The organism is Rothia sp. HMSC066H02, from assembly GCF_001814995.1.
Taxonomy (GTDB): Bacteria; Actinomycetota; Actinomycetes; order Actinomycetales; family Micrococcaceae; genus Rothia; species Rothia mucilaginosa.
On record NZ_KV818667.1, the window covers coordinates 311,603 to 337,975 of the forward strand.

A 26,373-nucleotide genomic window follows, 5' to 3' on the forward strand; every position below is an offset into this window, starting at 1 on the left:
CTAACGCCTATATAACTTGCCGCCATAGGTAGGCTGCAGTTTAGAGGCTACAACTTAGATGGTTGCGGCTTAGATGTTGCCTTCGCCGTTCTCCAGGAACGCGCGGATGAACCACTGGAACTTCTCCAGCTCAGCGGTCTGACCGATCAGCAGGTCCTCGGTGACGGGGTCGGACTCACCGGCAAAAGCAATAGCCTTGCGGTGGGCCTCAATCACGCGGGTGTAGACGTCGTTCAGGGCACGCAGGTGAGCGGCGACGGGTGCGCGGCCAACTGCGTAGTCCTCGACGGTGCGCTGTGCGACCAGTGCGCCAGCCAGACCGTTGGGGGTTGCGCCCAGGGTTGCCATGCGCTCTGCGATGGCGTCGACGAACTCGCGGACGGTGTCGACCTGGGGGTCAATCATCTCGTGAACGGCGATGAAGCCGGGGCCGGTCACGTTCCAGTGAGCGTGCTTCAGCAGCAGGTGCAGGTCGTTCAGGTCGTGCAGACGTGCCTGGAGAACCTCGGAAATGCCCTTGCCTTCTTCGAGGGTCAGGCCGGGTGCGGTGTAGTTTGCGAATGCCATGATGGTCTCCTTCATGATGCTGTGATGCTTGTGGTTCGGTGGGGTTTGTCGCCCCGCCGAATCGTTATTATGAGTAAATCATTTTAAGGAACCGCTGTCAAGGTTATTTTGAGTAATTCGTAATAAATTGTCATCTGCGTGTCGCGCCGCACTTAAAAGCTTCTGCCCAAACGTGCCAGCCCCAAATGCCCGCGTGGCTCACCGCCCAGGCGCGCACAAAGGGTGGGATGCGCGATATCTCATCTTGTGCATCCCACCCTTTACGGTGAAGTGTATTCAGTTTTCTGTAGAGCTTTCAGTCTGCAAACTACGCGGCTACGCCAGCGCGCGAACCGCCTCCAGGGTCAGCTCCTCATGCTTGAGGCGCACGGTACCCAGCTCCGCCGGAACGTCCAGCTCGCCCGGCACAACAATCACGCGCATACCCGCCGCGGTCGCACTGCGCACGCCTGAAGGGGAATCCTCGAGAGCCACGCACTGAGTCGGGTCAACACCCAGACGCTCTGCCGCCAAAAGATAAGGCTGTGGGTCCGGCTTGGGGTTGGTGGTCTCATCGTTGCCAATAACCACTGAGAATGTGCCCTCGGGTGCCGCGTTCGCGGTGCGGCGAGCCACGGAGGTGGTGGCGTTCGTGACGATGGCGGCCGGAATCTGCGCATCGTGAACCTCCGAGAGGAAGCGCTCAATGCCGGGCAGGAATTCGACTGGCTGTTGTGCCAGGGCCTCGCGCACCTTCGCCACCAGTCGATCGTTAATCTCCTCGTCCGGCAGGTTCACGCCGCGCTCGCGTAGGCGATCCAAGGTGAACTGCATGGACAGGCCTAGGCAATCGAGGGTGTCCTGCTCAGTCCAGGTGCCGCCAAATTCTGCGGTGAGAGCAACCTTTGCGGCAGCCCATACGGGTTCGGTGTCGACGAGGGTTCCGTCGTGGTCGAAGAGAATGGCGGCGGGGAAGGTGTTCGTAGTCGTCATGTCATTAAGCCTACCGGTTTATTTCTGGCGCGAGCGTAGGGCAACGTCCCCAATCGTCACCAAAAAATCTGTGCCCGCGTTCTGGGGGTTCTTGGCGATAGTAAGCAGCGCATCGGCAACGTCTTCACGGGCAATCGTCGGAATGCCCGGAGTTCGCTCGACACTCGCCATATCAAACACCTTCACCCCGCCCTTACCTGGCTTATCGGTCAGCCTGCCCGGATGTGCACGCGAAATATACGGCTGATATTCGGCAACCAGGGCGTCTGCCTTAACCTTGTCGGTAAAAATGCCGCGCATGATGACCTTGCATACCAGGCGCATGGGCAGGGACGCGGTCCGTACCGTATCGCCCACACCGTAGGCGCTCATCAGAACGCAATGCTTCACGCCTGCGCCCGTGACCGCCTCCATGATGAGGGGTAGGCGCTCCTGCATGAACGTGGAGGAGAGAAATTCTCGCACCGTGGCTTTCTGTCCCAGGATGCTCACCATGACGTCCTGCCCGGAAGAAGCTTCGGCGAGTCGCTCGGCATCGTCCAGGGCTCCCGGAACGATAGTGAGATTTTGGTGCGCCCCCAAAAGTGTTAGCGCCTTGTCGGGGTTGCGCACGTAGGCGGTGACGGTGTGCCCCTCCTCTAGGGCTTTGCGGGTGAAGAGGTAACCGGTGCGGCCGGTTGCGCCTAGAGCCAGTATTTTCATGTGGGTCCCCATTTGTGACTGTGATTGTTGTGGGAACTCGCAAGCGCCCAGCCTTACATGTACCCAGCGTGGTCACTATAACAATAGGGCTTTTGGGTGGAGTTTTTGGCTGGAGTTGGTGCTTTCGCCGCTTTATTCGTGCGAAGAACCCTTAGCTGTTGCGGAAATTTTAATCTCAAAAAAACCTTGGTTAACCTCTTGTGTAGAATAATTGAGTGTAGTAGACTCAAGTTATGTAATGCAGGGGCGCATAGGATAAGCCCCTCGAAATACGAAAGGAACACCATGGACAACAAGTTCACCACCAAGAGTCAAGAAGTCATCTCGGCGGCAAATACTAACGCTCAAACCGCCGGCAACCCCACTATTGAAACCGCGCACATCCTCAAGGCCCTCATGGACCAGCGCGAAGGCGTCGCCGTAGCAGTCCTCAAGGCTGCAGGCCTGGATGTGGACGCTATCTCCGAGGCGGCATCCGCTGAAATCAAGAAGTTGCCGAAGGCATCCGGTGCCTCCGTGCAGAACGCTTCCCTCAGCCGTGCCGCGCTTTCCGCTCTGCAGGCAGCGCAGACCCGCGCCCAGGGCTTCGGAGATACCTACGTTTCTACCGAAATGATTCTGCTGGGCATTGCCAGCGGAACCGATAGCACCGCAACCGCAATGCACAAGCTCGGCGCTACCGCAGAGCTCATCGCACAGACCATTCCCAACGTCCGAGGAGACCGCACCGTGGACACCCCCGACCCCGAAGGCACCTTCCAGGCACTCGAAAAGTACGGTACCGACCTGACCGCTATTGCTCGCGCAGGCAAGCTCGACCCGGTCATCGGCCGTGACTCTGAGATTCGCCGCGTCGTGCAGGTGCTCTCCCGCCGAACCAAGAACAACCCCGTTCTGATTGGTGAGCCCGGCGTCGGTAAGACCGCCGTCGTGGAAGGCCTGGCACAGCGCATGGTTTCCGGCGACGTGCCCGAATCCCTGCGCGGCAAGACCCTGATTAGCCTGGACCTGGGCTCCATGGTCGCGGGCGCAAAGTACCGCGGTGAATTCGAGGAGCGCCTGAAGGCAGTCCTCGAAGAAATCAAGAAGTCCGAGGGTCAGATTGTGACCTTCATCGACGAAATTCACACCGTCGTCGGTGCTGGCGCATCCGAAGGCTCCATGGACGCAGGCAACATGCTCAAGCCCATGCTCGCCCGAGGCGAGTTGCGCCTGATCGGCGCGACCACCCTCGACGAGTACCGCGAGAATATCGAGAAGGACCCCGCACTGGAGCGCCGCTTCCAGCAGGTGTACGTGGGTGAGCCCAGCGTAGATGACACCATCGGTATTCTGCGTGGCCTGAAGGAACGCTACGAGGCACACCACAAGGTGCAGATCGCTGACTCCGCGCTGGTTGCCGCAGCAACCCTGTCTAACCGTTACATTCCCTCCCGTCAGCTGCCGGACAAGGCAATTGACCTGATTGACGAGGCAGCATCCCGCCTGCGCATGGAAATTGACTCCGCACCGGAGGAAATCGACCAGTTGCGCCGCGCTGTGGACCGCCTCACCATGGAGGAACTGGCACTTGCCGATGAGACCGACCCCGCATCCGTGGAGCGTCTGGAAGCGCTGCGCAAGGACATGGCTGACAAGAAGGAACAGCTCGACGCCCTCAACGCTCGTTGGGAGGCCGAGAAGGCTAGCCTGAACCGTGTGGGTGACATCAAGACCCAGATTGACGAGCTGCGTTCCCGCGCAGAGGTTGCACAGCGCGAGGGTAACCTCGCTGAGGCATCCCGCCTGCTGTACGGTGAGATTCCCGCAAAGCAGGCTGAGCTGGAAGAAGCACAGCGCGCCGAGGACACCGCCAAGAGCGAGTCCATGGTCTCCGAAGAGGTCACCGCGGACGATATTGCCGAGGTGATTTCCTCCTGGACCGGCATTCCCGCAGGTCGCATGATGCAGGGTGAGTCCGAGAAGCTGCTCGAAATGGAGAAGCGCATCGGTGCCCGCCTGATTGGTCAGGAAGCCGCAGTGGTCGCTGTCTCTGACGCTGTGCGCCGCGCCCGCGCCGGTATTTCCGACCCGAACCGCCCGATTGGTTCCTTCCTGTTCCTGGGCCCGACCGGTGTTGGTAAGACCGAGCTGGCTAAGGCACTGGCTGAGTTCCAGTTCGATGACGAGCGTGCCCTGGTGCGTATCGACATGAGCGAATACTCCGAGAAGCACACCGTTTCCCGCCTGGTCGGTGCCCCTCCCGGATACGTCGGCCACGAAGAGGGTGGTCAGCTGACCGAGGCTGTACGCCGTCGCCCCTACTCGGTGGTCCTGCTCGACGAGGTTGAGAAAGCACACCCCGAGGTCTTCGACATCCTGCTGCAGGTACTCGATGACGGCCGCCTGACCGACGGCCAGGGCCGCACCGTGGACTTCCGCAACGTCATCCTGATTCTGACCTCGAACCTCGGTTCGCAGTACCTGGTCAACCAGGACCTGCCCTTCGAGGAGCGCTCCGAGAAGGCACTGGAGGTTGTGCACCAGGCATTCCGCCCCGAGTTCCTCAACCGACTGGACGACATCATCATGTTCCAGCCCCTGTCGGCTGAGAACCTGGGCCAGATTGTGGGCCTGCAGATCAAGAGCATGGCTAAGCGCCTGGAGGACCGCCGCCTCACCCTGAACGTGACTGAGGCAGCCCTCGAGTGGCTGGGCAAGACCGGCTACGACCCGGCATTCGGTGCCCGCCCGCTGCGCCGCCTGGTTCAGCGCGAGATTGGCGACCGTCTGGCTCGCGGCATCCTCTCCGGTGCTATCCACGACGGTGACACCGTGACCGTGGACGTGAACCCGGACGTTGCTAGCGACGGCCTGTCGGTGACCTCCGAACGTGAGCAGAAGGCTGAGAACTAAACTCAACCGGCTGGGCGGACTTAGCCTGTGGCTGAGTTTGCACATTCGAAACCATAAGAAATAGGCTGTGGGGTACCCTCGAAAGGGGGTGCCCCACAGCCGTTTAACGCGTTAGAACCGCGCTGAACGGCACTAGTACACAGAGCATTGAGGAGAAGAATGGACCGCTGGACTGACCACCAGAACTTCGCCGCCGCCGGTGAGCAGCGCGAAGAAATCGCCTCCGTGCACCGTGCCGCAATCCGCTCGATTCAGCGCGTTGTCTCTGAGAACACCATCCCGCACGACGAAGAATACGCCTCCGCGGGTGTTGCCGAGCTGCTCAAGGCCGGTAAGGTTCTCGTGCTCACCGGCGCGGGAGTGAGCACCGAATCCGGCATCCCCGACTACCGCGGACCCGGCGGATCCCTGCACGACCACCGCCCCATGACCTACCAGGAATTCCGCTACGATGACGCCGCCCGCCAACGCTACTGGGCGCGCTCCTACGTGGGTTGGCGCCGCATGCGCCGCGCCGAACCGAACCGCGCCCACTATGCGCTCGCCGAGCTGGAGCAGCTGGGCGCCGTGAGCGGCGTGATTACGCAGAACGTGGATGGGCTGCACGCCCGCGCTGGAAGCTCCCGCCTGCTGGCGCTGCACGGTGACCTCTCCTGTATTGTGTGCCTGGACTGCGGGCAGGATGAGGGCCGCGAAAGCCTGGATGCGCGCCTGGACGCGGCGAACCCCGGCTACCTGGCGCGCCTTGAAGACGAAGACCTGCGCGTGAACCCTGACGGTGACGTGGAGCTGGACGAGCGCTATATCCGCGATTTTCAGATGGTGCCCTGCATTGCCTGCGGTTCGACCCGCCTCAAGCCGGATGTGGTGTACTTTGGCGAGTCCGTGCCCGCCGAACGCAAAGCACGCAAGGACGCCATGCTCGCCGAGTGCTCGGCGCTACTGGTGGTGGGTTCCTCGGTGGCGGTCATGAGCAGCTACAAGATTGTGCTGGAGGCTCTGCGCGCCGGCAAGCCGGTCGCCGTCATTAACGGTGGTCCGGGTCGTGCCGATGCGAAGGCAACCTACCTGTGGCGCAGTGGCGTGGGTGAGGCACTGGAACTCATGCTCGACGAGATTGACGACTAGGTAGCGCTAGCGCCCGGCGAATTTTGCCGCGCGTGCACTGACCTGTAGATGACCCGCTGTTAACTGCACGAAAGTGCTATTTTGTGTTGCAAGTCATTGCAAATAGCCCCTGGACAGGCGGATACGCCCACCACGCGGGGATAAAATGATGGGATGGACATTCGACACACTATCACTCGCTTCGGTGCCACCGCCCTGATTGGTTGCGGTCTGGCGGTCACCGCAATCCCCGCAACTTTCGCTCAGAACGGTGAAGAGTCCGTCACCCACGTCTACTCTGACAAGGCTGCTTCCCACATTTCTGAGGTCTGGTACAAGGGCGAAACCCTGAAGATTACCGGTGAGGGCTTCCTGACTCAGGACGGCACCTCCGGTTCCGTTATCGCCATTAAGCTGAACAAGGGCTCCGTCAAGATTGACGGCAAGGACTACCTGGAAGTTCAGGCTGATGAGAAGGGCAACTTCTCCGTCTCCATTCCCTGGCAGAGCGACCTGGACGAGCGCATCTCCGTGGACGTCTACCTGCTCTCCGGCTCCCTGAAGGACAACGACACCTCCCGCGGCGGTAAGGCTGCAACTGTGAAGATTGAGGCTCGTTCCGTTCAGGAAGCAACCCCCTCCGCTACTGCAACCGCTTCTGCAACTGCGAGCGCTTCGGCGTCCGTGACGGCTTCTCCTTCTGCGTCTGCTACCCCCTCCGCTACTCCTTCTGCTTCGGCTACTGCCGCTGATGAGGTTGTTGCCTCCGTGGATGCAAAGATTAAGGACCGCGCCGATGAGAAGGCTACCGCTTCGGTGAGCCCCTCGGCTACCGCATCGGCTTCCGCTTCTGTGGTGGCTACCCCCTCCGCTTCGGCAACTGCTTCTGCGAGCGCATCGGTTTCGGCTGCTGCTGATCAGAACGCAGCCGTTGCGAACGAGGCGAAGGATCAGCTGGGTGATTCCAGCTCCGCTACCGAGCAGGTGACCGCTTCTGCTGAGAGCACGCGCTTTGCGAACTGCGCAGAGGTCGCGGCTGCCGGCCTGGCACCCATTCACAAGAGCCACCCGGACTTCCGCCAGAAGTTCGACAACGACAAGAATGATTGGGGCTGCGAGGTTATTAACAGCGAGGTAACCGACGGTTCCTCCTCCAACAGCTCCTCGGGTTCTTCGTCCCGCAACTCTGGTGGTCTGGATAACCTGGGCGGCGACTCCTCCTCTTCGAGCAGCTACACTTCGAGCCGTGCTCAGCGCTCTTCCCTGGCTAACACCGGTGCTTCTAACGCCTTCACCGTTGCTGGTATGGGCCTGGTGGCTCTGGGCCTGGGTGTTGCTGGCGTGACCGCTGTGCGTAACCGCAAGAACTCCTAAAACTATCGTCACCGCCCGGTGCGGTGCGTGAGAGTCCCCTCTTCTGAACGCTTTTGAGCGTTTGGGCGGAGGGGATTCTTGCGTTTAAGGGGGTGGTTTTTGTTGGCGTGTTGTGTCGGTAGGATGGTGCGTGTACTTGCTGGTTTATTCAAGTCTCAATTGAGACTTTAGGGGTGCACTGCGGTGTAAAAGGTCTCTATAGTTCAACCACGCCTTCAATAAACCTTCAAGGAAACCCCGGTTTGTGAGTCAGGTCATGGCAAATTGGCGTCTTGGGAGCCGGTATCCCAAGCTTCGCTCGTTAGAATGGGGGGCATGAACATTCGAAACAACATCGCACGCATTGGTGCCACCGCCCTCATTGGCTGTGGCCTCGTTGCTACTTCCGTCCCCGCGACCTTCGCTGTTGAAGGCGCGGCTCAGACCGTTCACACCTACGCAGACTCTGCGCAGTTCCTTGCCCCCGACGTATGGGTTGAGGGTCAGGAACTGAACATTGCTGGTGAGGGCTTCAAGACCGCTGACGGCACCTCCGGTTCCGTTCTGGCACTGAAGCTGAACAAGGGCGCCGTTAAGATTAACGGTCAGGACTACCTGGAAATCCGCGCTGACGAGGCCGGCAACTTCTCCGTCGCTATCCCCTGGCAGGCAGAGCTGCACGGTAGCGTTTCCGTTGACATTTACCTGCTGTCCGGCTCCCTCAAGGATGGTGACGTTCCCCGTGGCGGTAAGGCAGCTACCGTGACCATTAAGGTCGCAGAGCAGCCCGCACCGGCTCCTTCGGAAGACCCCACCCCCGCTCCTTCTCAGGACCCGACTCCGGAACCCACCCAGGATCCCACTCCCGAGCCGTCCAAGGACGCAACCACTGAGCCGACCACCGAGGCTCCCAAGCCTGCTGACGAGACCTCCGCTCCCGCAGTTGAGGACGCTAAGGAAACCAAGCCCGCAGAGGACCAGAAGCCTGCCGAAGAGCAGAAGTCTGAGGATCAGAAGTCCGATGAGCAGAAGTCTGACAGCGAGCAGCACTTCCGTTTCCAGAACTGCGCCGACGTTGAGGCTGCAGGCCTGGCACCGATTCACAAGGATCACCCGGACTTCCGCCCGAAGTTCGACGCTGACGGTGACGGCATCGGTTGCGAGCAGCCCGTTGACTACGAGAACTCCAAGAAGTCTGACAGCGTTTCGCTGAGCTCCGGCTCGAATGACAACCTGGGTTCCGGCGACAACCTGGGCTCCGGTTCCTCGAACGCATCCTCCAAGAGCTCTTCTTCCCTGGCTAAGACCGGTGCATCCGGTGCAATGACTGCTGCTGGCCTGGGTCTGATTGCTCTGGGTGCAGGTGGCGCGACCATCGTGGCAACCCGTATGCGCAAGAAGGCTTAATAACGCCTAGTCGCTAAGCTATTAGCTACTTTTATGGGCTCCCTCCATATCGGAGGGGGCCCATTTTTTGTGCTTTTTGAGGCTGTGGGATGCTCCGTCAAGGACGCGAGAAAAGAGAAAAATTACGATTGAATAGCGCCACGATAAGGGTATTTATTAGAGACATATAACACTTATCTATAAGTTAAGGCGAGCACAGGGTAAACACAGGCTTGCACGGGAATCTAGATACTACAAAGAACGCACAGCCCGAAGCTGAAGAACAGACAGCAAAGAGCACCGCGAACATCACGACACGATACCTGGAGCACCCAATGACTATTCTGACCATGGCACTCGCCGACGCTATAGCCATCGCAGCTCTCTGCGCCCTCTACATGGTGCGGCACCGCAACCGCGAACTGATGATTTCCTACGCGGTCATCAACGCCGGCATCTTCACCGTCTCGGTGGCGCTGGTATCCGCCGGATCGAACGCATCCGCTATGGGTATGGGCCTCTTCGGTGTCCTGTCGATTATCCGATTGCGTTCCACCGCCTTGAGCCAGCGCGAGGTGGGTTACTACTTCGTGGCTCTCTCGGTCGGCATGATCGCAGGTGTGAACATTAGCCCGGCGTACATCGCCTTCGGCCTCATGGCTACCCTGGTCGCCCTGATCGCGGTCCTCGACTCGCGTAGCGCCCCGGTCTCTACCGATCAGACTCAGACCGTTACCGCCAATCGTGCGATCAGCGACGAGGAAGAGCTCAAGGCATACCTGAGCGCTCGCCTGGGTTACACCGTCACCTCGGTCAGCGTTACCGAGCTGGACATGGTGAACAACCTGACCCGCGCCACCGTCACCTACCAGCCCAAGGAACCCACCGAGGGCGGCACCCCCGCGGCAGTGGAGGGGGCACAGCCTGTAGCCGCTCAGCCAGTAGCACCGCAGATGACCGCAACCCGCCAGCCTGTAGCACCCACCGCCGAGGCACACGCCACGCTGGACACCCGGATGGTTCCGCTCCAGCGCACCCTGGTGGGCAAGTAAGACCAGTCGGTATAAAAGCCTCCGATTCACTCCAACTGCACAAACATCTCCGATACCCACGACACGCCGCCCCCAACGCACAGCACGCAGGGACGGCACCCCAGAAGGACGAAGACCCATGACGAACGCAGCCGCAAACATCATCCCCGCAGAGTGGAAGAGCATCAGCCTCGAAGCCATGAACGAGAAGGCAGCCATGCAGACCCGCGTGGACCGCAAGTACATTGTCGACGCAGAAACCGCCGCCAAGGTACTCTCCACGCTCGACGCAGACGCCTCCGTCATGGAAATCAAGGGCCAGCGCGACTTCGCCTACGACTCGGTCTACTTCGACACCCCGCAGATGCAGAGCTACCACTCGGCAGCCTACAGCCGCGACGACACCTTCAAGATCCGTACCCGTAGCTACCTGGACTCGGAACTGACCTTCCTGGAGGTCAAGACCGACGGTGAGCAGGATATGACCGTCAAGAAGCGTATCCCGTACACCTTCGAGAAGCGCGATACGCTCACCGCGGAAGGCCACGAGTACATCACCGCAGCACTCGGCGATATCCTCGCCGGCCCCGTGCACAAGCTGGAGGCGGTTCTGACCACCGGCTACCGCCGTACCACGGTCTTCCTGCCGCAGAGCGAGAAGAACCCGGTCGCCTCCCGTATGACCGTAGATAACGCCCTGACCTGGACTCCTCTGTCCGAGAACATCCTCATGGCGGGCGTGAACTACCGCAACTTCCACGGCAACCTGGTCGGCACCACCTACGGCCTGCCGAACGCGGTCATCATCGAAACCAAGTCCGGCGTAGAGCCCTCCGTGGCAGACCAGCACCTCTGGGATGCGGGCATCACCCCCGCGAAGATTTCCAAGTTTGCAACCGGTATGGCGGCGTTGAACCCGCAGCTGGCAAGCAACAAGTGGGAAGAAACCCTGAAGAACTGGATGCACCTGGAACCGGTCGACGGCACCCGCCTGAACGTGGATGACATGACCGAAGAGGATTACCAGAAGCTGCTGACCGAGCATTTCGCAGCCGCCTAAAACGGCAACCCGCCTAAACGGCAACCTGGGATGCGCGGGTAGGGTAGTGCACCTACCTTACCCGCACCCCCAGCCCCTCATCTATATCCCCCGAACCAAGCACAACATCGGCTTTATTCGCCCCACACAGGCAATAACCGCTCTCGCACATATTCACATTTCACATACGACTTACCCCTGTGGCGCTGGCTCTACGCGAGTAGTCACCCAAACACAAAGGAAAACCCGTGAAAAAGAGCAATATGATTAAGAGCGCAACCTCCATTACCCTCCTGGCAGCCTTGGCGTTGACCGGCTGCTCGGCAACCTCGGCATCGAATGCCAGCGCATCGAGCGCAACCAGTACCTCCGCTTCGAGCACTTCGGGCACCACGTCGAAGGTGGCAGACTCCTTCTCCACCGACGTGAAGAGCGGCGCGAAGCTCGCCGAGGACACCCACTACTCCGCAAAGGACGTCACCTGGGATTCCTCCAGCGAAGTTACTATCGATCTTTCTAACCCGACCGCGACTGACGGCGTGACCGTCAGCGATGGCGTCATCACCATCACCAAGGCGGGCAACTACAAGCTCACCGGCACCTACGAGGGCCAGATTAAGGTTGAGGCCGCCGACAGCGACATGGTCCGCCTGATCCTGGACAACGCGACGATCACCAACTCCACCGGCGCGGCAATCAACGTGGTTGAGGCTGATGAGGTCGTTATCTACACCGCCTCGGGTACCACCAACACCGTCTCTGACGGCTCCTCCTACTCGGATACCGCCAGCGGCAGCCCCGACGCAGCCATCTACTCCAAGAGTGACCTGACCCTTGCCGGCGAGGGCACCCTGAAGGTTGAAGGTAAGTACGAAGAGGGTATCCACACCACGGACGGCCTGGTCATTGCCTCCGGCACCCTGGAGGTGAACGCGGCAAACACCGGCATCAAGGGTAAGGACTACGTTGATATCCTGGACGGCACCATCACCGTGACCGCCACCAAGGACGGCATCAAGGCAACCAATGACACCGACGGCAACCGCGGCTGGGTACGCCTGAGCGGCGGTACCGTAAACATCTCCGCAGGTGACGACGGTTTCAAGGCCGAGCGCGTGCTTGAGATTTCGGGCGGTACCCTGAACATTACCCAGTCGAATGAGGGTATTGAGGCGCAGTACATCAACATCCTGGACGGCACCGTGAACGTGACCAGCTCGGATGACGGTATCAACGCCTCGTACAGCACCACCAGCACTAGCTCGACCGGTACCGAGTCGACTTCGACCTCCACCACGCAGACCACCCAGACTGCGCAGACCAACCAGACTGCACAGGGTAACGCTGCACAGGGCGGCCAGGCTGGTCAGGCTCCCTCGGGCGGCCAGGCACCCTCCGGTACCATGGGTCAGCCCCCGGCTGGCGGTGGCGCAGGCGGCGGTGCGGGCGGTGGCGGCGGCACCTTCGAGGTCGTCGACGCAACCATCAACATCACCGGCGGTACCGTCACCGTGAACGCGAACGGCGACGGCATCGACTCCAACGGTACGGCAGCCCTCTCGGGCGGCACCCTGGTCGTGAACGGCCCCTTCACCGGTGGTAACACCTCCCTGGACACCAACGGTGACCTGCTGCTCAACGGCACGACCGTGAGCGTGGCGAACTCCGGTGACATGTTCGAGGCGCCCGCAACCTCCTCCACCAGCGGCTACGTGAAGATTAGCAACGTATCGAACCTGAGCGCCGGCACCACCGTACAGGTGACCGACTCCTCCGGTACCGTGGTGGCGAACTACAAGGTGACGAACTCCAGCACCGCGTTGATCCTGGTCTCCAGCTCCAAGATCACCAAGGGCCAGAGCTACACCGTGTACACCACCACCGATAGCGTGGATGCCTCCAGCACCACCCTGGCTTCTAACGCCACCTCGCTCGGTTCTTTCACCGCAAGCTAGCAGCTCCTTCACTGCAAGCTAGTAGTTCCCTTGCCGCAAGCTAAGCGGTAGGAGCGGCCCTCCCTAAGCTCCGTGCGGGATGTCATGACCTGCACGGTACCCTCTCCGAACCCGGTCTTGTGAGTGAGCCGGTAGGAGAGACACTCGCCCCGCATTGGATGTAGCGATACGTCCGGTGCGGGGCTACGTGTTATCTAGGGAGTTATTATCTAGGGAGTAGGCGTCTGGGGTATAAAAGGCTACCGGTGCAAAATAAAACGGTTGTTCCGGTGCGAAGAAGTGCTCTGATACGTAAAATAGGTGCCGCTGAGCGAGACATTCAGGGCTGAAACAGGGTACTCTATAGTGTAGTAAAGACTGTTGAACGATCCGAGAGCGATGCGCCGCGCGTGCTGTTCGCCTCGGACAGGATGAAAGAGGGGGTCACGCCATGGGGCGCGGCCGTCAGAAGGCTAAAGCAACAAGGCAGGCTCGGGAGATGAAGTACTTCAGCCCCGAGACCGACTACAGCGCACTCGAGCGCGAGCTCAGCAGCGCGAAGAAAACTAAGTCCTCCGATTCGTCCCGCCGTCGCTATGACGACGAGGACGACTACTCGGCATACGCAGAAAAGTACGCGTCCTACGAGGATGAGGCATAGGAATACGCGGAATGATTCGGTGCATATCGACCGAACGTATTCGATAGATGATGAACCGGCTTGAGGCCCCGCACGGGGTGCTCAGCCGGTTTTTTCGTGCCTTCAGAGGTGTCTGTGGGCCGGGGTATCTGGCGCCCTCAAATGCTTGGTACACAAAGCCAATAAACATGTTTATACATGGGTGTGCATAGCATCTTCTGGTAATAAAGCATGGGCAGTAATAAAAAAGTTTGAAATGAATAAGCATACATAGCTTCTGCACAGCTTAGTCATGCCTGGCGCAGAGAATAGCCCGGCATTCTAGAGACATGAACAACGAACAGAACATGACTCAGAACATTGACCAGGCCTCCCAGACCGCAGCAGAACAAGCTAACGCAGCGCAAACCGCTGCAGAGCAGAAGCTAGCCAAGAAGAAGCTCACCCGTCGAATTTTCATCGGCGGCGGCCTCGGCGCACTCGCAGTAGTCGGCGGCGGCGCAGGCTGGGCATACAACCGCTACCTGGCAGAGCACACCGAAATCGAAGACACCACCGCCTACGAGGCGGCAGCAGCTCAGGCAAACGCAAGCGCCTCCGGCTCCGCCACCGCAGACCCCACCGAACTGACCGGAGTGAAGGTCAACGGCCAGAGCCTCACCGCTAACGAAGGCTCGATCACCATCACCTCCAACACCACCGGCAGCGGCTCGGATGCGGTCGTCTCCTTCGTAGCAGACATCAAGCTCGACAACGCAACCCTGCTGCGAAGCGCCTTCGCCAACAACAAGTTCGGCCAGAACATCATCGACACCCCCTCGAACATTGCCTCCGAACACAACGGCATCTGGGCGATCAACGGCGACTACTACGGCTTCCGTACCACCGGCATCGTGATCCGAAACGGTGTTGTCTACCGTGACTCCGGCGCTCGCGAGGGTTTGGCCTTCTACCGCGACGGCTCCGTCAAGCTCTACGACGAAACCGCAACCAACGCCCAGACCCTCGTCAACGAAGGCGTATGGAACACCCTCTCCTTCGGCCCCGCACTGGTCAAGGACTCCGCGGTTGTCGACGGCATCGACAGCGTCGAAGTGGACACCAACTTCGGTAACCACTCCATCCAGGGCTACCAGCCGCGAACCGGTGTGGGCGTGCTCGGCACCAACCACCTGGTCTTCATCGTGGTCGACGGCCGCTCCACCAACTACTCGCGCGGCGTGACCATGCCCGAGTTCGCTCAGATGTTCAAGGACCTCGGCTGCGTGAGCGCCTACAACCTGGACGGTGGTGGCTCCTCCGCCATGGTCTTCAACAACAAGCTGGTCAACCGCCCGCAGGGTGGCACCAAGGAACGTGGCACCAGCGACATTCTCTACATTGCAGGGAGCGCATCGTGATTATCCTGATACCAGCCTATAAGCCGGACCAATCACTGGTCCGCCTTGCCCGGGCCCTGCGCGAACAGGACCCGCATGCCGAAATCCTCGTGATTGACGACGGATCCGGCAGCGCCTACGCACCCATCTTTACCGAACTGCGCATCGACGGCGTGACCGTGCAGACCCACCCCGCCAACAGGGGCAAGGGTGCGGCACTGCGCACCGGCATCGCCTGGGCGAAAGCAAACCGCCCCGGCGAGGTCATCGTCACCGCCGACGCGGACGGCCAGCACCTACCTCGGGACATCTTCCGTGTGGGCGTGCGCACCGAAACCGCCGCGGTGGCAGGTCAGCGGAGCATCATCCTCGGCGTGCGTACCAAGCCCGACCCAAACGCCGGCGAAGAAGGCACCAAGGTGCCGCTGCGCTCCAAGATTGGCAACAGCACAACCGTAGGCTTCTTCGCCCTGGCGACCGGCGCTCGCGTGGCAGATACCCAGACCGGTCTGCGCGGCTTCACCCCGCAGATCCTGGACTGGCTGTTGCAGATTCCCGGCGATAAGTACGAGTACGAGTTCTCCATGCTGCTACGCGCAACCCGCGCAGACGTGGAACTGGTGCAGGTGCCCATCGTGAAGGTCTACGAGCCCGGCAACCCGACCAGCCACTTTAGGCCTCTGCAGGATTCGGCGCTCATTTACGCACCGCTGCTTGCCTTCTTGGCATCGTCTTTCCTGACCGGCTTCCTCGTGGATGCTATCGCCCTCTTCGTCCTGGTGGGCATGGGCGCTCCGCTACTGGCAGCCGTGGTCGGTGCCCGCATCATCTCGGCGCTGACGAACTTCACCGTCAACCGAATGCTCATGCACGACGGAGGCGCACGCCCCTCGGCATCCTCCTCGCTGGTACGGTACACCGTGCTGGCGGTGGGCATCCTCGCAGCCAACGCGGCTCTGATGGAAGCTTTGACCGGCCTGGGCGCGTCCCTGCTGGTCGCCAAGATCCTGACCGAACTGATTCTGATCCCGATCAGCTTCGCGGTCCAGCGCCGCTGGGTTTTTCTACCCACCCAGCGTCAGGAAAATACGCGAGAAAAGACTCAGGCAATCGCCGCCTCTTCCGGCTTGCGCGCGGTGAGCTACGAGTCCACTCGCATGGAGGCTGCCGGTATCCGTACCGGCGTGCGTGCCTCCCAGGTACGCCCCTAGCTCGTCTACCCTAGCGTCCAACAGGCTCGGGGCGTACCCCAAGATTTCTCCCACCTGTCAGTCGTGAGGGTGGGTGGGAGAAGCAAGCTGCAGCCCCAAAAGCCGCAGCATTCTGTTCACGAAAAACCCCCGCTGAAAACTCAACGGGGGCTTTTTGTATATATCGGCCTTTCAGAAGCCTATTGGCTCACCGGCTTCCGAGCTGGCAACATGCCGATTACTGACCGGGAATCAGGCCGTGAGCAGTAATCAGGAACGGCGGGTTGTGGTTAACAGCCGGGTTAGTTACGTAACCAACACGAGCCGCACGGGTCGGGTGCTTGGGTGCACGCTTCGGCCAGGGCTTTGCCTGCGGGTTCGGGTCCTTCTTGCCCTGCACCATAGCCAGTGCGCTCGCGGCGTTCACAATGCCGGAACCGCAACCGTTCACATCGCAGGTGAGCGGCTTGGAGCTCTGCTTCAGAATCTGCTTTGCACGCTCAGCGTTCAGCGAGGGATCCACGGACTTCATTAGAGCAATCACGCCAGCAACCTGGGGTGCCGCCATGGAGGTGCCGTCGTACTCGGTGTAGCCTGCGCCGGTGGACACGGTGGTACCCAGGTCCACGGTGGACATGATGTTGCTGCCGGGGGCGCTCACATCAACAATCTTGCCGTAGTTGGAGAAGTCGCTGCGCTTACCCTCCTGGTCGGTAGCGCCCACCACGATCGAACCGCCGCAGTTAGCCGGAGCAACCTTGGAAGCGTCCTGACCGTCGTTACCAGCTGCGACAACGAGAATCGCGCCGCGCTTGTTCACCTCAGCAATAGCCTTGGAGTAGGTTGCAGGGCAGGTGCCCTCGCCACCGAGGGAGAGGTTAATGATTTTGGCGGGGTTGGAGTTCGCAGGAACGCCCTCAACGGTGCCGCCGGCTGCCCAAACCATTGCATCCGCAATGTCGGAGTCGTAGCCACCGCACATGCCCAGGGCACGCACGGGCAGAATCTTGGTGGAGGGCGCCACGCCGACGATACCGCGCTTATTGTTCATGATCGCCGCGATGGAGCCGGCAACGTGGGTGCCGTGCCAGTTCGACTCGCTTGCCTCAGAGTCAGCATCGCAGACGCCCGCTTCTTCCCAATTGCCCTGGTCGGTCGGGTCGGAGTCGCGGCCGTTGCCGTCACGGGCAATGGAGGGCTCGGTGATGAAGTCGTAGCCGGGCAGGACGTTAGCGTCCAGGTCGGGGTGCTTGACGATGCCGGAGTCAATCACAGCAACGGTCACGCCGGCACCCTGGGTGGTCTTCCATGCCTCGGGCGCGGCCAGACCCTTGGTGCCGTGCAGGTTCCACTGCTGCGGGTAGAGGGTGTCGTTCGGCGCCACAACCTGGTTCGATGCCTGAGCAGCCTGAGCTACCTGAGCAACCTTGGAGGTCGCGGCGGTACGGGTGCGTGCGTTGGAGCGGCGCAGCAGGTCGGGCTCAACCGATGCGACGGAGGGGTTAGAGCTCAGCGCTGCCATGTACTTCTCTGCCTGCTCTGCGGTGAGCTTGGAGGAGAGGGTCACCACGGTTGCCTTCTGGGCGGTGGTGCGTACGTAGTTGGTCTTGATTTTGAAGAGGTCATCGACGCTCTTCACCTCGGAGGTGAGACCCTGGTAGAGGGCGTCGTTCCAGGTGGCGACCTGGGTGCCTGCGGGGCTTGCCCAGTTAATGCCGCCGGCGTTCAGAGCGCTATCGGTGTAGGTGATAACGAATCGGTTGAAGCCTGCCTTCTGCTGCTCGGAGCTGAGGGAGGAAATGGTGGTGTGCGCCTTGGCGCGCTCGGCTCCGTTAGCCTTGGCGGGGGCCGCGAAGGATGCAGGGGTGCCCAGGGTTGCGACGAGTGCTGCGGCGGTGCCCAGGCTCAGCGCGGTGCGTGCGACGCCGCGCGCTGAGGGGTGAGTGGTAAAAGACATCGGGGTCCTTTGCGTATGTGAGTGCCGGAAGCGGCAAGTGGGTTGGTCATCCACCCACATAAATGCACTTTTGAGAAAATATTTACATTCTTTTGCATATTTGCTTGTGAGAGCGAATGGAAAAAGAAAATGCACATCACTGCATTGATGTGTATTTTTCTCTAAACCCCCGTGCGGGAGTTCATCGGAAGTAGTTTATGTGGTGAGATATCGCTATCCTAGCACCTTTTTCTATGTTTGGCGGGGCTAAAACTCGATAGTGTGGCGTAAATAATGAGATTTTTCTTTCATGTAAATGCAGATAAAGAAATGCCTAGTCGGAATACTCTCGCGACTTAAAGTAGTGATTTAAGTTTTGCTCATCTATGCATAAAATGACCTGCATCACAAAGGTTATTTTATTCATAAAGTAACTGAAAAAGGGTGCTAGAGTATCTCACGGTGCGTACCCGTGCACGCACATTGTGGAACCACTTCACCGCACACAATATGCACCAACACCTCACTCTTCCGTATTCACTCGTACCGAGCACACGCCCTCAACGCGAGACGGCAACGCTACGCCGCATCGTGCGCACCCGGTACCACTCACCTCAAGGACGTCCATGCTTCGCATTGCTCGCCCCTCGCAGGCACGCTCCTCACAGCGTTCCCTGCTGAGCTTCGTCACCGCAACCTGCCTGCTCTCGGCAAGCGTGATCCCCGCCGTGGCGGCACCCACCGCGCAGGCTACCCACGCAACCCAGGCTTCTGTGGCGACACAGGCTTCTAACACCACCCAGTCCGCGCCCGTGGCATACAACCGCTTCATCATCACTTACACCGATGAGGCGAAGAACGCCGCCTCCGCTGACGCCACCGCAGATCAGATTGACTGGTCCGCGGCCGCCGGCACCCAGCAGGCAACCTGGAACGACGCACTCTACGCGGGTATCACCTCCGAGGTGCAGAGCATTGACGAGCTGCTGAACATTAAGACCAGCTACGTCCGCTCCACCGCGCTGGATGCCAGCGTGGTCACCACCTCCGCGGAGCTCACCCCCGCTCAGGCCCAGCAGTACATGGACGCCCTGAGCGCGAACTCCAAGGTCGCCTCCGTGTCGCCAGATATGCGCCGCTACGCCACCGTGGATAACACCTCGGAGACCGTCAAGATCAACGACCCGAAGATGAACCGCATGTGGTCCCTCACCGGTGAGAAGGGCGTCTCCGCGTTGGAGGCGTGGGGCACCACCCGTGGCAAGGGTGTGACCGTGGCGGTGCTAGACTCCGGCATTACCGCCCACCCGGACCTGGACGCTAACGTGCTGCCCGGCTACGACTTCATTGCCGAGTCGGCGTTCTCCAACGACGGTAACGGCCGCGACTCCGACCCGACCGATGCCGGCAACTGGACCGTAGACAACCAGTGCTTCACCGGTTCGAAGGCGACCGCCTCCGACTGGCATGGCACCCACGTGGCGGGCACCATTGCTGCTATCGCCAACAATAACGAGGGCATTGCCGGTGTGGCACCCGAGGCGAAGATTGTGCCCGTGCGCGTTCTGGGCGCCTGCGGCGGCTTCGACTCGGACATCACCGACGGTATTATTTGGGCTGCCGGCGGTAGCGTGCGCGGCGTTCCGGCAAACCAGAACCCCGCCCAGGTTATTAACATGTCCATCGGTAGTGAGGGCACCTGCACCACCCCGTACCGTCAGGCGATTGCTCAGGCGAACAAGCGCGGCTCCATTGTGGTCGTCGCAGCGGGTAACAACAACTTTGATGCCTCGAAGTCCAGCCCCGGCAACTGCGAGGACGTCATCAACGTGGGCGCAACCGATAAGAACGGCAAGCGCTCCTACTTCTCCAACTACGGCTCCCGTGTGGACGTGAGCGCACCCGGTGGCGACCGCCGCTACTGGGGCGGCGGTATTCTCTCCACCCTGAACGCCGGTAAGACTGCTCCCGGTAAGGCTGACTACGCCGAGTACCAGGGCACTTCCATGGCGGCACCGCATGTTGCCGGTATTGTGGCGCTCATGAAGGCGGTCGACCCGAAGCTGACGTACGCCCAGGCGAAGAAGGCCCTGCAGTCCACCTCTCAGAGCGTTGAGTGCGACCAGTCCGCGTGCGGTTCCGGCATTGTGAATGCGGCGCGCGCGGTTCAGCAGGTCCGCTCCGACCGCGAGGCTGCGGATGCTGCCGCGGCTGAGGCAGCACGCAAGAAGGCTGAGGAGGAGGCCGCACGTAAGAAGGCGGCTGAAGAGGCGGCACGCAAGAAGGCTGAAGAGGACGCTAAGCGTCAGCAGGCCCCTGCACCGAAGGTAACCCCTGCACCGAAGGTAACCCCTGCACCGAAGGTGACCCCGGCTCCGAAGGCCAGGACCCGCCCGTCCCGCCCGGTGACTCGCCCCTCCTACCCGTCGCGTCCGCGTCACGGCCACACCCCGCGTTACCGCTCCTGGTACGGTGGTGCATCTGCGAACACCTACCCGAGCAGTACTTACCCGAACAATGGCTACCTGAACAATGGTTACTTGGGCTTCGCGACCGGTAATCACCGCTAGTCAAAACTGATTTTAGATACGAAAAGCCCCCGATGAGTTCTCTCATCGGGGGCTTTTACTATGCGCTGTCGACTGGGCCTGGTGCGAAGCCGGTAGCGGATAGCTTATTGTTCATTGACCTCGCGGGGCTTCTGGGCGGGGTTGGTGACCAGCGGTTCGTCCTGGGTGATGGGCTCGGCGTCACCGTTCAGGTCGTAAACCTGGGCATCTTCGGGGATTGCCATGGCGGGAGCGCCGGGAATCCGGTCGTAGTCACCGGTGAGGCTCTCGCCGTTGGCTCCTGCCGTGAGAGCTTCTGTGGTTGCTTTGGCTGCCTCGGCGGCGGCGGCTCTATCGGCAATCTTGGTGTTAGACGCGCCTGCGCTCAGTCCCTTAGAGATCACCTTGATCGTCTTGCGCGGTCGTAGGTAGGTCACCCTACCGTTCGCGTCCAGGTTTCCAGCCTGTTTAGCCAGTTTGAAGCTGTTGATAATGCCTCGTCCACAGAAGTACTTATCGCATTTGATGCGGTTCGTCCCCATGAGAGTAAACGCCTCCTCGACCTGCTTAGTGGTCATGGAGGTGCCGTTGACCAGCTGCTGCGCCAGCAGAGCGGAGACGTGCGGTGCCGACATGGAGGTGCCGCTCTCATAGTCGTAGCTGAACTTAGTATTATCAGGGCGGTCGAGGCTGTTCATGGACAGGGTGAGGATGTTTTCACCCGGTGCCAAGATGTTAACCCTCGTGCCGTAGTTCGAGAATGATGCTCGCGTGCCAGCCTTAGTGGTTGCGCCAACCGTGATGACGCCCATGCAGTTGGCGGGCGCGTACTTGGAGGCCTCCGTGTTGCCGTTACCCGCTGCTGCGACCACGATTGCGCCCTTGGAGCGTGCAATGTTGATGGCGCGCTGGTAAGCGGCGGGGCACTGGGTTACGGTGCCGATGGACATGTTGATAATCTTGGCGGGGTAGGTGTTATCAGGCACCCCGTCGACGTGTCCGCCGGCTGCCCAGATGATGGCGTCGGCAATGTCTGAGGTGCGGCCACCGCATCGGCCCAGCACGCGCACGGGCTGCACACGGGCGAGGTCGGCGGTACCAACCATGCCCATGCCGTTGTTGCCGCGGGCGCCGATAATGCCGGCAACGCTGGTGCCGTGCCAGGTGGAGGTGTGGGCGTTCGCTTGATCCTTGCAGAGGTTGTAGGGCGCGTAGTCGCCTTCATCCTTGGGGTTGGGGTCGCGGCCGTCGCCGTCGCGGGCGCTGAGGGGGTCGCTGACGAAGTCGTAGCCGTTCGCCATGCCGGTGACCAGGTCGGGGTGCGGTACGTAGCCGGTGTCGAGTACGGCGACCTTCACGTATGCGCCGCGGCGCAGGCGTGCGTTACCGGTGTTCTGAACGCCGGTGGTGGGGTTGGTGAGGTTCCACTGCTTGCTGTACTGCGGGTCGTTGTACTGGAAGGTGATGTCGCCTTCTGCGGCGGGGTAGTTGATGTAGTCGGGTTCGACGGAGGCTACGTCCGGGTCGGAGGCGACCTTCGCCATGAACTCCTTCGCCTCGTTTTTGTTGAGGGTTTTGGAGGTCTGGATGACGGCGTCATCGGTGGAGGTACTGCGCAGGATTTGAGTGTCAACGTTCAGAGATTCACTGGCAACATCAACGGTGTCTTTAACGTCATTAGCAATGTCTTGGATTGCATCCCGATTGCCTTCGTTCTGCTGCTTACGCTGCTTGGCTTCGTCGGTGTAGGTGACGATGAATCGGTCGAAGTTCTGCTGGGGAAGCGTGCCGGGGGCTGCCGCGGTGGGGGTGGTGGGGCGTGCTACGCCGTTGCGTGTGAGGGTGAGGGGGCTGACGGGGCCTTCAATCTGGGGCGCTGCCTGAGCTGCTGCCAGGATGGCTTCGTCGCTGGGTGCCTGCGCGAGGACGGCGGGTAGGTCGCCTCCGAAGAGGAGTGCGCCGGCGGCGAGCAGGCTCAGTGCTGCGCGTGCGGGGCGCTTGCGGCGGCGGTTATCGATGCAGTGGTTATCGATGCGGGGGCGAGGAGGTGTTTCGGTGCGCTGCGCACCGATGTATGGAAGCCTCATCTGGTTCTCCTGATGTAGGTGGTATGCGAACTGTGTGATGTGTACTGGTGTTTCCGTCTGTAGGTGCACGAGGTGCGCATAGGGTTTTTGCGGGGCGGCAAAGGGGCCTGTTTTTGGGCGCGCTGAAGTAATGAATGGGGTGAGGGAATAGTGTTTTGTAGACCCTTTTTCGTACCGAAAGAACCCTTTTTGGACGGTGTGCAACGTACATTTCTAAGGTATCACTTCAAGGTGAACTTGAGGGATTTTTGAGGTGCTTTTCACGGGTTAATGTGCAGAAAATCAACCTCTGGAGGCTGAATAGCGCCCAATGATTGAGAGTTTATGTAAGTAAAGCTTGAGGGTTGGAATATGCGAGGTAGGATATGCGGCACCTCTTGCTGACAGGGGAGAAAAATAAATGTTTTAACACTATGGTGTAAGCACTAGAATGCATTAAAAATGCAGTTGATAGCAAAAAATAAAAATAGCCCAAAATACGCGTGAAAATAAATAAAAAGCTGGCATCAAACACACGGGACAGCACGCCCCGCCGGTAGACACACAAAGACCGGGGCGGCCACCGCATGGGTGACCGCCCCGGTCTATAGAATCATCAGCACCAGCAAGCTGGCGCTCGCTACCTACTGGAGAAAGCGTCCTTAGGAAGCGTAGGAGCCCAGCAGGCGAACCGCGCCGCCGTCCACGCCCTTAGCGCCCTGCACGTAATCGGGGTTGTTAGCCTCGGGCTCACCGGCGGCAACAACGTCACCCATAATCCAGGAGGGGATACCGCGGTCGTTCAGACGCTTGGTAGCAGCCTCAGCCACGGAGGGGTCAACGATAGCGATCATGCCCACGCCCAGGTTCAGGGTGCGCTCCAGGTCGGCAAGGGGCACGTTGCCCAGCGAACCAATCAGGGAGAAGATGGCGGGAATCTGCCAGGTGGAGCGGTCCACGCGACCCTCCAGGCCCTGGGGCAGAACGCGAGCCAGGTTAGCAGCCAGGCCGCCGCCGGTCACGTGCGAGAAGCCGCGTACACCGCTGCCGGTGGTGCCGTCTTCGCCGTTGACGGGGAATGCTGCCGCCAGGTCCAGGCAGTCTGCAGCGTACACGCGGGTGGGTTCGAGCAGTTCTTCACCGATGGTGCGGCCCAGCTCGTCCACCTGGCGCTCCAGACCCCAGCCGGCAACGTTCAGAACCTTGCGGACCAGGGAGTAGCCGTTGGAGTGAATACCGGAGGATGCCATAGCAATCAGCACGTCGCCCTCACGCACGCGGTCCGGGCCGAGCAGCTCGTCAGCCTCAACCAGACCGGTTGCCGCGCCCGCAACATCGTACTCGTCTTCTGCGAGCAGGCCGGGGTGCTCAGCGGTTTCGCCGCCAACCAGGGCGGTGCCAGCCTGAGCACATGCGCCAGCGATACCGCGCACAATGTCAGCGATACGCTCGGGCACGACCTTGCCGGTGGCAATGTAGTCGGTCATGAACAGCGGCTTAGCGCCGCACACGACGATGTCGTCCACGACCATGCCGACCAGGTCGTAACCGATGGTGTCGTGAATATCGAGTGCCTGCGCAATAGCGACCTTGGTGCCCACACCGTCAGTGGAGGTGGCAAGGTAGGGCTTGCGGTACTTGACCAGCTCGGAGACGTCGTACAGGCCCGCGAAGCCGCCCACGCCACCAACGACGGAGGAGTTGTGGGTCGCCTTGATAGCGCCCTTCATCAGCTCAACGGCGCGATCGCCAGCCTCTACGTCAACACCTGCGCTCGCGTAGGTTACGGTGGTGGTGTTCTCGCTCATTTAGGATTCCTTCGGGGTAGTGGTAGCGGAGGAGTTTGCGGGGGTGCGGTCCTGCTCGGTGAGCAGTGCCTCGAGGTCGGCGTCGGGGCCGGGGTTGCACATGCCCATACCGGCATCGTCTGCGGCAACCTGTACTGCGGAGGCGTCGAACTTCGTCTCGAGAGTTTCGGTGCCTTCGCGGGTTTCGATGGAGACAGCCTCGGCGTGCTCGGGCTTGGAGGGGACGGGGCGTTCCACGGTCACCTCTGCCGCCTTACCGGCGAGGGGGCCGCCCTTGCCCTTCTCTTCGGAGTCGAAGAGGGACTTGCCGCGTCGTTCCTCGCTGGGCAGCTCAATCGGGTATTCGCCGGTGAAGCATGCGGTACACATGTTTTCGGCGGGCTGCTCGGTAGCTGCCATCATGCCGTCCTGGGAGATGAAGCCGAGGGAATCGGCACCCAGGGAGGAAGCGATTTCGTCCACGGACAGGCCGTTCGCAATCAGCTCTGCGCGGGATGCGAAGTCAATACCGTAGAAGCAGGGCCACTTCACGGGCGGGGAGGAAATACGAACGTGCACTTCCTTCGCGCCGGCCTCACGGAGCATGCGCACCAGGGCGCGCTGGGTGTTACCGCGAACAATGGAGTCGTCAATAACGACAAGGCGCTTGCCAGCAACCACGGACTTGAGCGGGTTCAGCTTCAGACGGATACCGAGCTGGCGGATGGTCTGCGAGGGCTGAATGAAGGTTCGACCCACGTAAGCGTTCTTGACCAGACCGTTACCGTAAGGAATGCCGGACTCTTCGGCGTAACCGATAGCAGCCGGAACACCGGATTCGGGGGTGGGCATGACCAGGTCAGCTTCGACGGCGTGTTCGCGGGCGAGCTGACGGCCCATTTCTACGCGGGATTCGTAGACGCTACGGCCGGAGATGGTGGTATCCGGGCGAGCGAGGTAAACGTACTCGAAGACACAACCGGCGGGCTTAGCCTCAGCGAAGCGCTGGGAACGCAGGCCGTTCTCGTCAATGGTGAGGAATTCGCCGGGCTCAACTTCACGCACGAAGGACGCGCCGACAATATCAAGTGCCGCGGTTTCGGATGCGACAACCCAGCCGCGCTCCAGGCGACCGAGTACGAGGGGGCGTACACCCTGCGGATCGCGTGCGGCGTAGAGGGTGTTCTCGTCCATGAAGGTGAGGCAGAAGGCACCGCGCAGGGTCGGCAGCAGGTCGAGTGCTGCTTCTTCGAGGGAGTCGAAGTCGTGCTCCGCCAGCAGGGCGGTGACGAGTGCGGTGTCGGTGGTGTTGCCCTGTGCGAGTTCGCCGTGCTTGGGGGGCTTGCCGCCATTCTTAGCGATGACTCGGTCGTAGAGATCAGCCGAGTTGGTGAGGTTACCGTTGTGCGCCAGGCAGAGCGTGCCGTGCGGGGTGGTACCGAGAGTCGGCTGTGCGTTAGCCCAGTGGGATGCGCCGGTGGTGGAGTATCGGGCGTGGCCGATAGCGTGGTCGCCGGGCATGGAGCTGAGGGTGGCTTCGTCAAAGACCTGGGAGACGAGTCCCATGTCCTTGTACACGTGGATGCGTTTGCCGTTGCTGGTTGCGATACCTGCCGATTCCTGGCCGCGGTGCTGGAGCGCGTACAGGCCGTAGTAGGTTAGCTTTGCCACGTCCTCGCCGGGTGCCCAGACACCGAAGACGCCGCAGGCGTCCTTGGGGCCGTGGTCAATCGGATCGAGGTCGTGAGTGAGTTTTCCGTCGGGGCGAATCAATTCACTTCTTTTCGACGTTGGGACTGCGGATGCGTCTGCGCGGGCGCGAGACGGATGTGTGTTTCTG

The 26,373-nt window shown here is 60.7% G+C and carries 18 protein-coding genes; 11 read left to right on the top strand and 7 right to left on the bottom strand.

Translation table 11 applies throughout. From position 1 onward, the window contains the following. Positions 1–69 precede the first annotated feature (69 nt). The 3 genes from HMPREF2999_RS01355 to HMPREF2999_RS01365 form a co-directional block, all read right to left on the bottom strand. Positions 70–567, bottom strand: a complete 498-nt coding sequence (locus HMPREF2999_RS01355; RefSeq protein ID WP_070674637.1) for a Dps family protein — start codon at positions 565–567, stop codon at positions 70–72. A gap of 315 nt (positions 568–882) precedes the next feature. Then, positions 883–1,539: an HAD family hydrolase gene (locus HMPREF2999_RS01360; protein WP_070674640.1), complete on the bottom strand. Its 657-nt coding sequence runs from the start codon at positions 1,537–1,539 to the stop codon at positions 883–885. Between the two features lie 18 nt (positions 1,540–1,557). Then, positions 1,558–2,241: an NAD(P)-dependent oxidoreductase gene (locus HMPREF2999_RS01365; RefSeq protein ID WP_070674643.1), complete on the bottom strand. Its 684-nt coding sequence runs from the start codon at positions 2,239–2,241 to the stop codon at positions 1,558–1,560. 285 nt (positions 2,242–2,526) lie between these two features. On the opposite strand from HMPREF2999_RS01365, the gene clpB reads away from it, so the two are divergent. From clpB to HMPREF2999_RS01415, 10 genes are all read left to right on the top strand, one after another. Then, positions 2,527–5,136, top strand: a complete 2,610-nt coding sequence (gene clpB / locus HMPREF2999_RS01370; protein ID WP_070697693.1) for an ATP-dependent chaperone ClpB — start codon at positions 2,527–2,529, stop codon at positions 5,134–5,136. Positions 5,137–5,295: 159 nt separating this feature from the next. Next, entirely contained in the window at positions 5,296–6,264 is a 969-nt protein-coding gene (locus HMPREF2999_RS01375; RefSeq protein ID WP_070674649.1) for a Sir2 family NAD-dependent protein deacetylase, read from the top strand. Positions 6,265–6,417: 153 nt separating this feature from the next. Next, on the top strand, positions 6,418–7,617 hold the full coding sequence (locus HMPREF2999_RS01380; RefSeq protein WP_070674652.1) for an excalibur calcium-binding domain-containing protein: 1,200 nt from the start codon (positions 6,418–6,420) through the stop codon (positions 7,615–7,617). Between the two features lie 315 nt (positions 7,618–7,932). After that, complete coding sequence (locus HMPREF2999_RS01385; RefSeq protein WP_070674655.1) at positions 7,933–9,003, top strand: excalibur calcium-binding domain-containing protein; 1,071 nt, start codon at positions 7,933–7,935, stop codon at positions 9,001–9,003. 314 nt (positions 9,004–9,317) lie between these two features. After that, positions 9,318–10,034, top strand: coding sequence for a DUF4956 domain-containing protein (locus HMPREF2999_RS01390; RefSeq protein ID WP_070674658.1), 717 nt, complete (start codon positions 9,318–9,320; stop codon positions 10,032–10,034). Between the two features lie 118 nt (positions 10,035–10,152). Beyond that, a complete protein-coding gene (locus HMPREF2999_RS01395) occupies positions 10,153–11,073 on the top strand; it encodes a polyphosphate polymerase domain-containing protein (protein ID WP_070674661.1) in 921 nt (306 codons plus the stop codon). Positions 11,074–11,300: 227 nt separating this feature from the next. Next, complete coding sequence (locus tag HMPREF2999_RS01400; RefSeq protein WP_070674664.1) at positions 11,301–13,007, top strand: carbohydrate-binding domain-containing protein; 1,707 nt, start codon at positions 11,301–11,303, stop codon at positions 13,005–13,007. 430 nt (positions 13,008–13,437) lie between these two features. After that, positions 13,438–13,647: a DUF3073 domain-containing protein gene (locus HMPREF2999_RS01405; RefSeq protein ID WP_005504588.1), complete on the top strand. Its 210-nt coding sequence runs from the start codon at positions 13,438–13,440 to the stop codon at positions 13,645–13,647. A gap of 308 nt (positions 13,648–13,955) precedes the next feature. After that, on the top strand, positions 13,956–15,026 hold the full coding sequence (locus tag HMPREF2999_RS01410) for a phosphodiester glycosidase family protein (RefSeq protein ID WP_070674667.1): 1,071 nt from the start codon (positions 13,956–13,958) through the stop codon (positions 15,024–15,026). Then, positions 15,023–16,216 (top strand): bifunctional glycosyltransferase family 2/GtrA family protein, encoded by a 1,194-nt coding sequence (locus tag HMPREF2999_RS01415; RefSeq protein WP_070674670.1) that lies wholly within the window; start codon positions 15,023–15,025, stop codon positions 16,214–16,216. The genes HMPREF2999_RS01410 and HMPREF2999_RS01415 overlap by 4 nt, the downstream gene beginning before the upstream one ends. Before the next feature lie 217 nt (positions 16,217–16,433). On the opposite strand, the gene HMPREF2999_RS01420 is transcribed toward HMPREF2999_RS01415, so the two are convergent. Continuing rightward, entirely contained in the window at positions 16,434–18,152 is a 1,719-nt protein-coding gene (locus tag HMPREF2999_RS01420; protein WP_070674673.1) for a S8 family peptidase, read from the bottom strand. A 605-nt stretch (positions 18,153–18,757) separates the two neighbouring features. Here HMPREF2999_RS01420 and HMPREF2999_RS01425 point away from each other — a divergent pair. Continuing rightward, entirely contained in the window at positions 18,758–20,701 is a 1,944-nt protein-coding gene (locus tag HMPREF2999_RS01425) for a S8 family peptidase (protein ID WP_070697694.1), read from the top strand. 104 nt (positions 20,702–20,805) lie between these two features. On the opposite strand, the gene HMPREF2999_RS01430 is transcribed toward HMPREF2999_RS01425, so the two are convergent. From HMPREF2999_RS01430 to purF, 3 genes are all read right to left on the bottom strand, one after another. Then, complete coding sequence (locus tag HMPREF2999_RS01430) at positions 20,806–22,767, bottom strand: S8 family peptidase (RefSeq protein WP_070674679.1); 1,962 nt, start codon at positions 22,765–22,767, stop codon at positions 20,806–20,808. 641 nt (positions 22,768–23,408) lie between these two features. After that, a complete protein-coding gene (gene purM, locus HMPREF2999_RS01435) occupies positions 23,409–24,554 on the bottom strand; it encodes a phosphoribosylformylglycinamidine cyclo-ligase (RefSeq protein WP_060824316.1) in 1,146 nt (381 codons plus the stop codon). Further along, positions 24,555–26,306, bottom strand: a complete 1,752-nt coding sequence (gene purF / locus HMPREF2999_RS01440) for an amidophosphoribosyltransferase (protein ID WP_070674682.1) — start codon at positions 26,304–26,306, stop codon at positions 24,555–24,557. It abuts the gene before it with no gap. Between the last annotated feature and the right edge of the window lie 67 nt (positions 26,307–26,373).

What these genes read in the sequence shown, in the direction of transcription:
- purM (WP_060824316.1), bottom strand. Translation starts at nt 24,554, where the DNA reads ATGAGCGAGAACACCACCACCGTAACCTACGCGAGCGCAGGTGTTGAC.
- HMPREF2999_RS01410 (WP_070674667.1), top strand. Translation starts at nt 13,956, where the DNA reads ATGAACAACGAACAGAACATGACTCAGAACATTGACCAGGCCTCCCAG.
- HMPREF2999_RS01355 (WP_070674637.1), bottom strand. Translation starts at nt 567, where the DNA reads ATGGCATTCGCAAACTACACCGCACCCGGCCTGACCCTCGAAGAAGGC.
- HMPREF2999_RS01365 (WP_070674643.1), bottom strand. Translation starts at nt 2,241, where the DNA reads ATGAAAATACTGGCTCTAGGCGCAACCGGCCGCACCGGTTACCTCTTC.
- HMPREF2999_RS01385 (WP_070674655.1), top strand. Translation starts at nt 7,933, where the DNA reads ATGAACATTCGAAACAACATCGCACGCATTGGTGCCACCGCCCTCATT.
- HMPREF2999_RS01395 (WP_070674661.1), top strand. Translation starts at nt 10,153, where the DNA reads ATGACGAACGCAGCCGCAAACATCATCCCCGCAGAGTGGAAGAGCATC.
- HMPREF2999_RS01375 (WP_070674649.1), top strand. Translation starts at nt 5,296, where the DNA reads ATGGACCGCTGGACTGACCACCAGAACTTCGCCGCCGCCGGTGAGCAG.
- HMPREF2999_RS01420 (WP_070674673.1), bottom strand. Translation starts at nt 18,152, where the DNA reads ATGTCTTTTACCACTCACCCCTCAGCGCGCGGCGTCGCACGCACCGCG.
- HMPREF2999_RS01380 (WP_070674652.1), top strand. Translation starts at nt 6,418, where the DNA reads ATGGACATTCGACACACTATCACTCGCTTCGGTGCCACCGCCCTGATT.
- HMPREF2999_RS01430 (WP_070674679.1), bottom strand. Translation starts at nt 22,767, where the DNA reads ATGAGGCTTCCATACATCGGTGCGCAGCGCACCGAAACACCTCCTCGC.
- HMPREF2999_RS01390 (WP_070674658.1), top strand. Translation starts at nt 9,318, where the DNA reads ATGACTATTCTGACCATGGCACTCGCCGACGCTATAGCCATCGCAGCT.
- HMPREF2999_RS01360 (WP_070674640.1), bottom strand. Translation starts at nt 1,539, where the DNA reads ATGACGACTACGAACACCTTCCCCGCCGCCATTCTCTTCGACCACGAC.
- clpB (WP_070697693.1), top strand. Translation starts at nt 2,527, where the DNA reads ATGGACAACAAGTTCACCACCAAGAGTCAAGAAGTCATCTCGGCGGCA.
- HMPREF2999_RS01425 (WP_070697694.1), top strand. Translation starts at nt 18,758, where the DNA reads ATGCTTCGCATTGCTCGCCCCTCGCAGGCACGCTCCTCACAGCGTTCC.
- HMPREF2999_RS01405 (WP_005504588.1), top strand. Translation starts at nt 13,438, where the DNA reads ATGGGGCGCGGCCGTCAGAAGGCTAAAGCAACAAGGCAGGCTCGGGAG.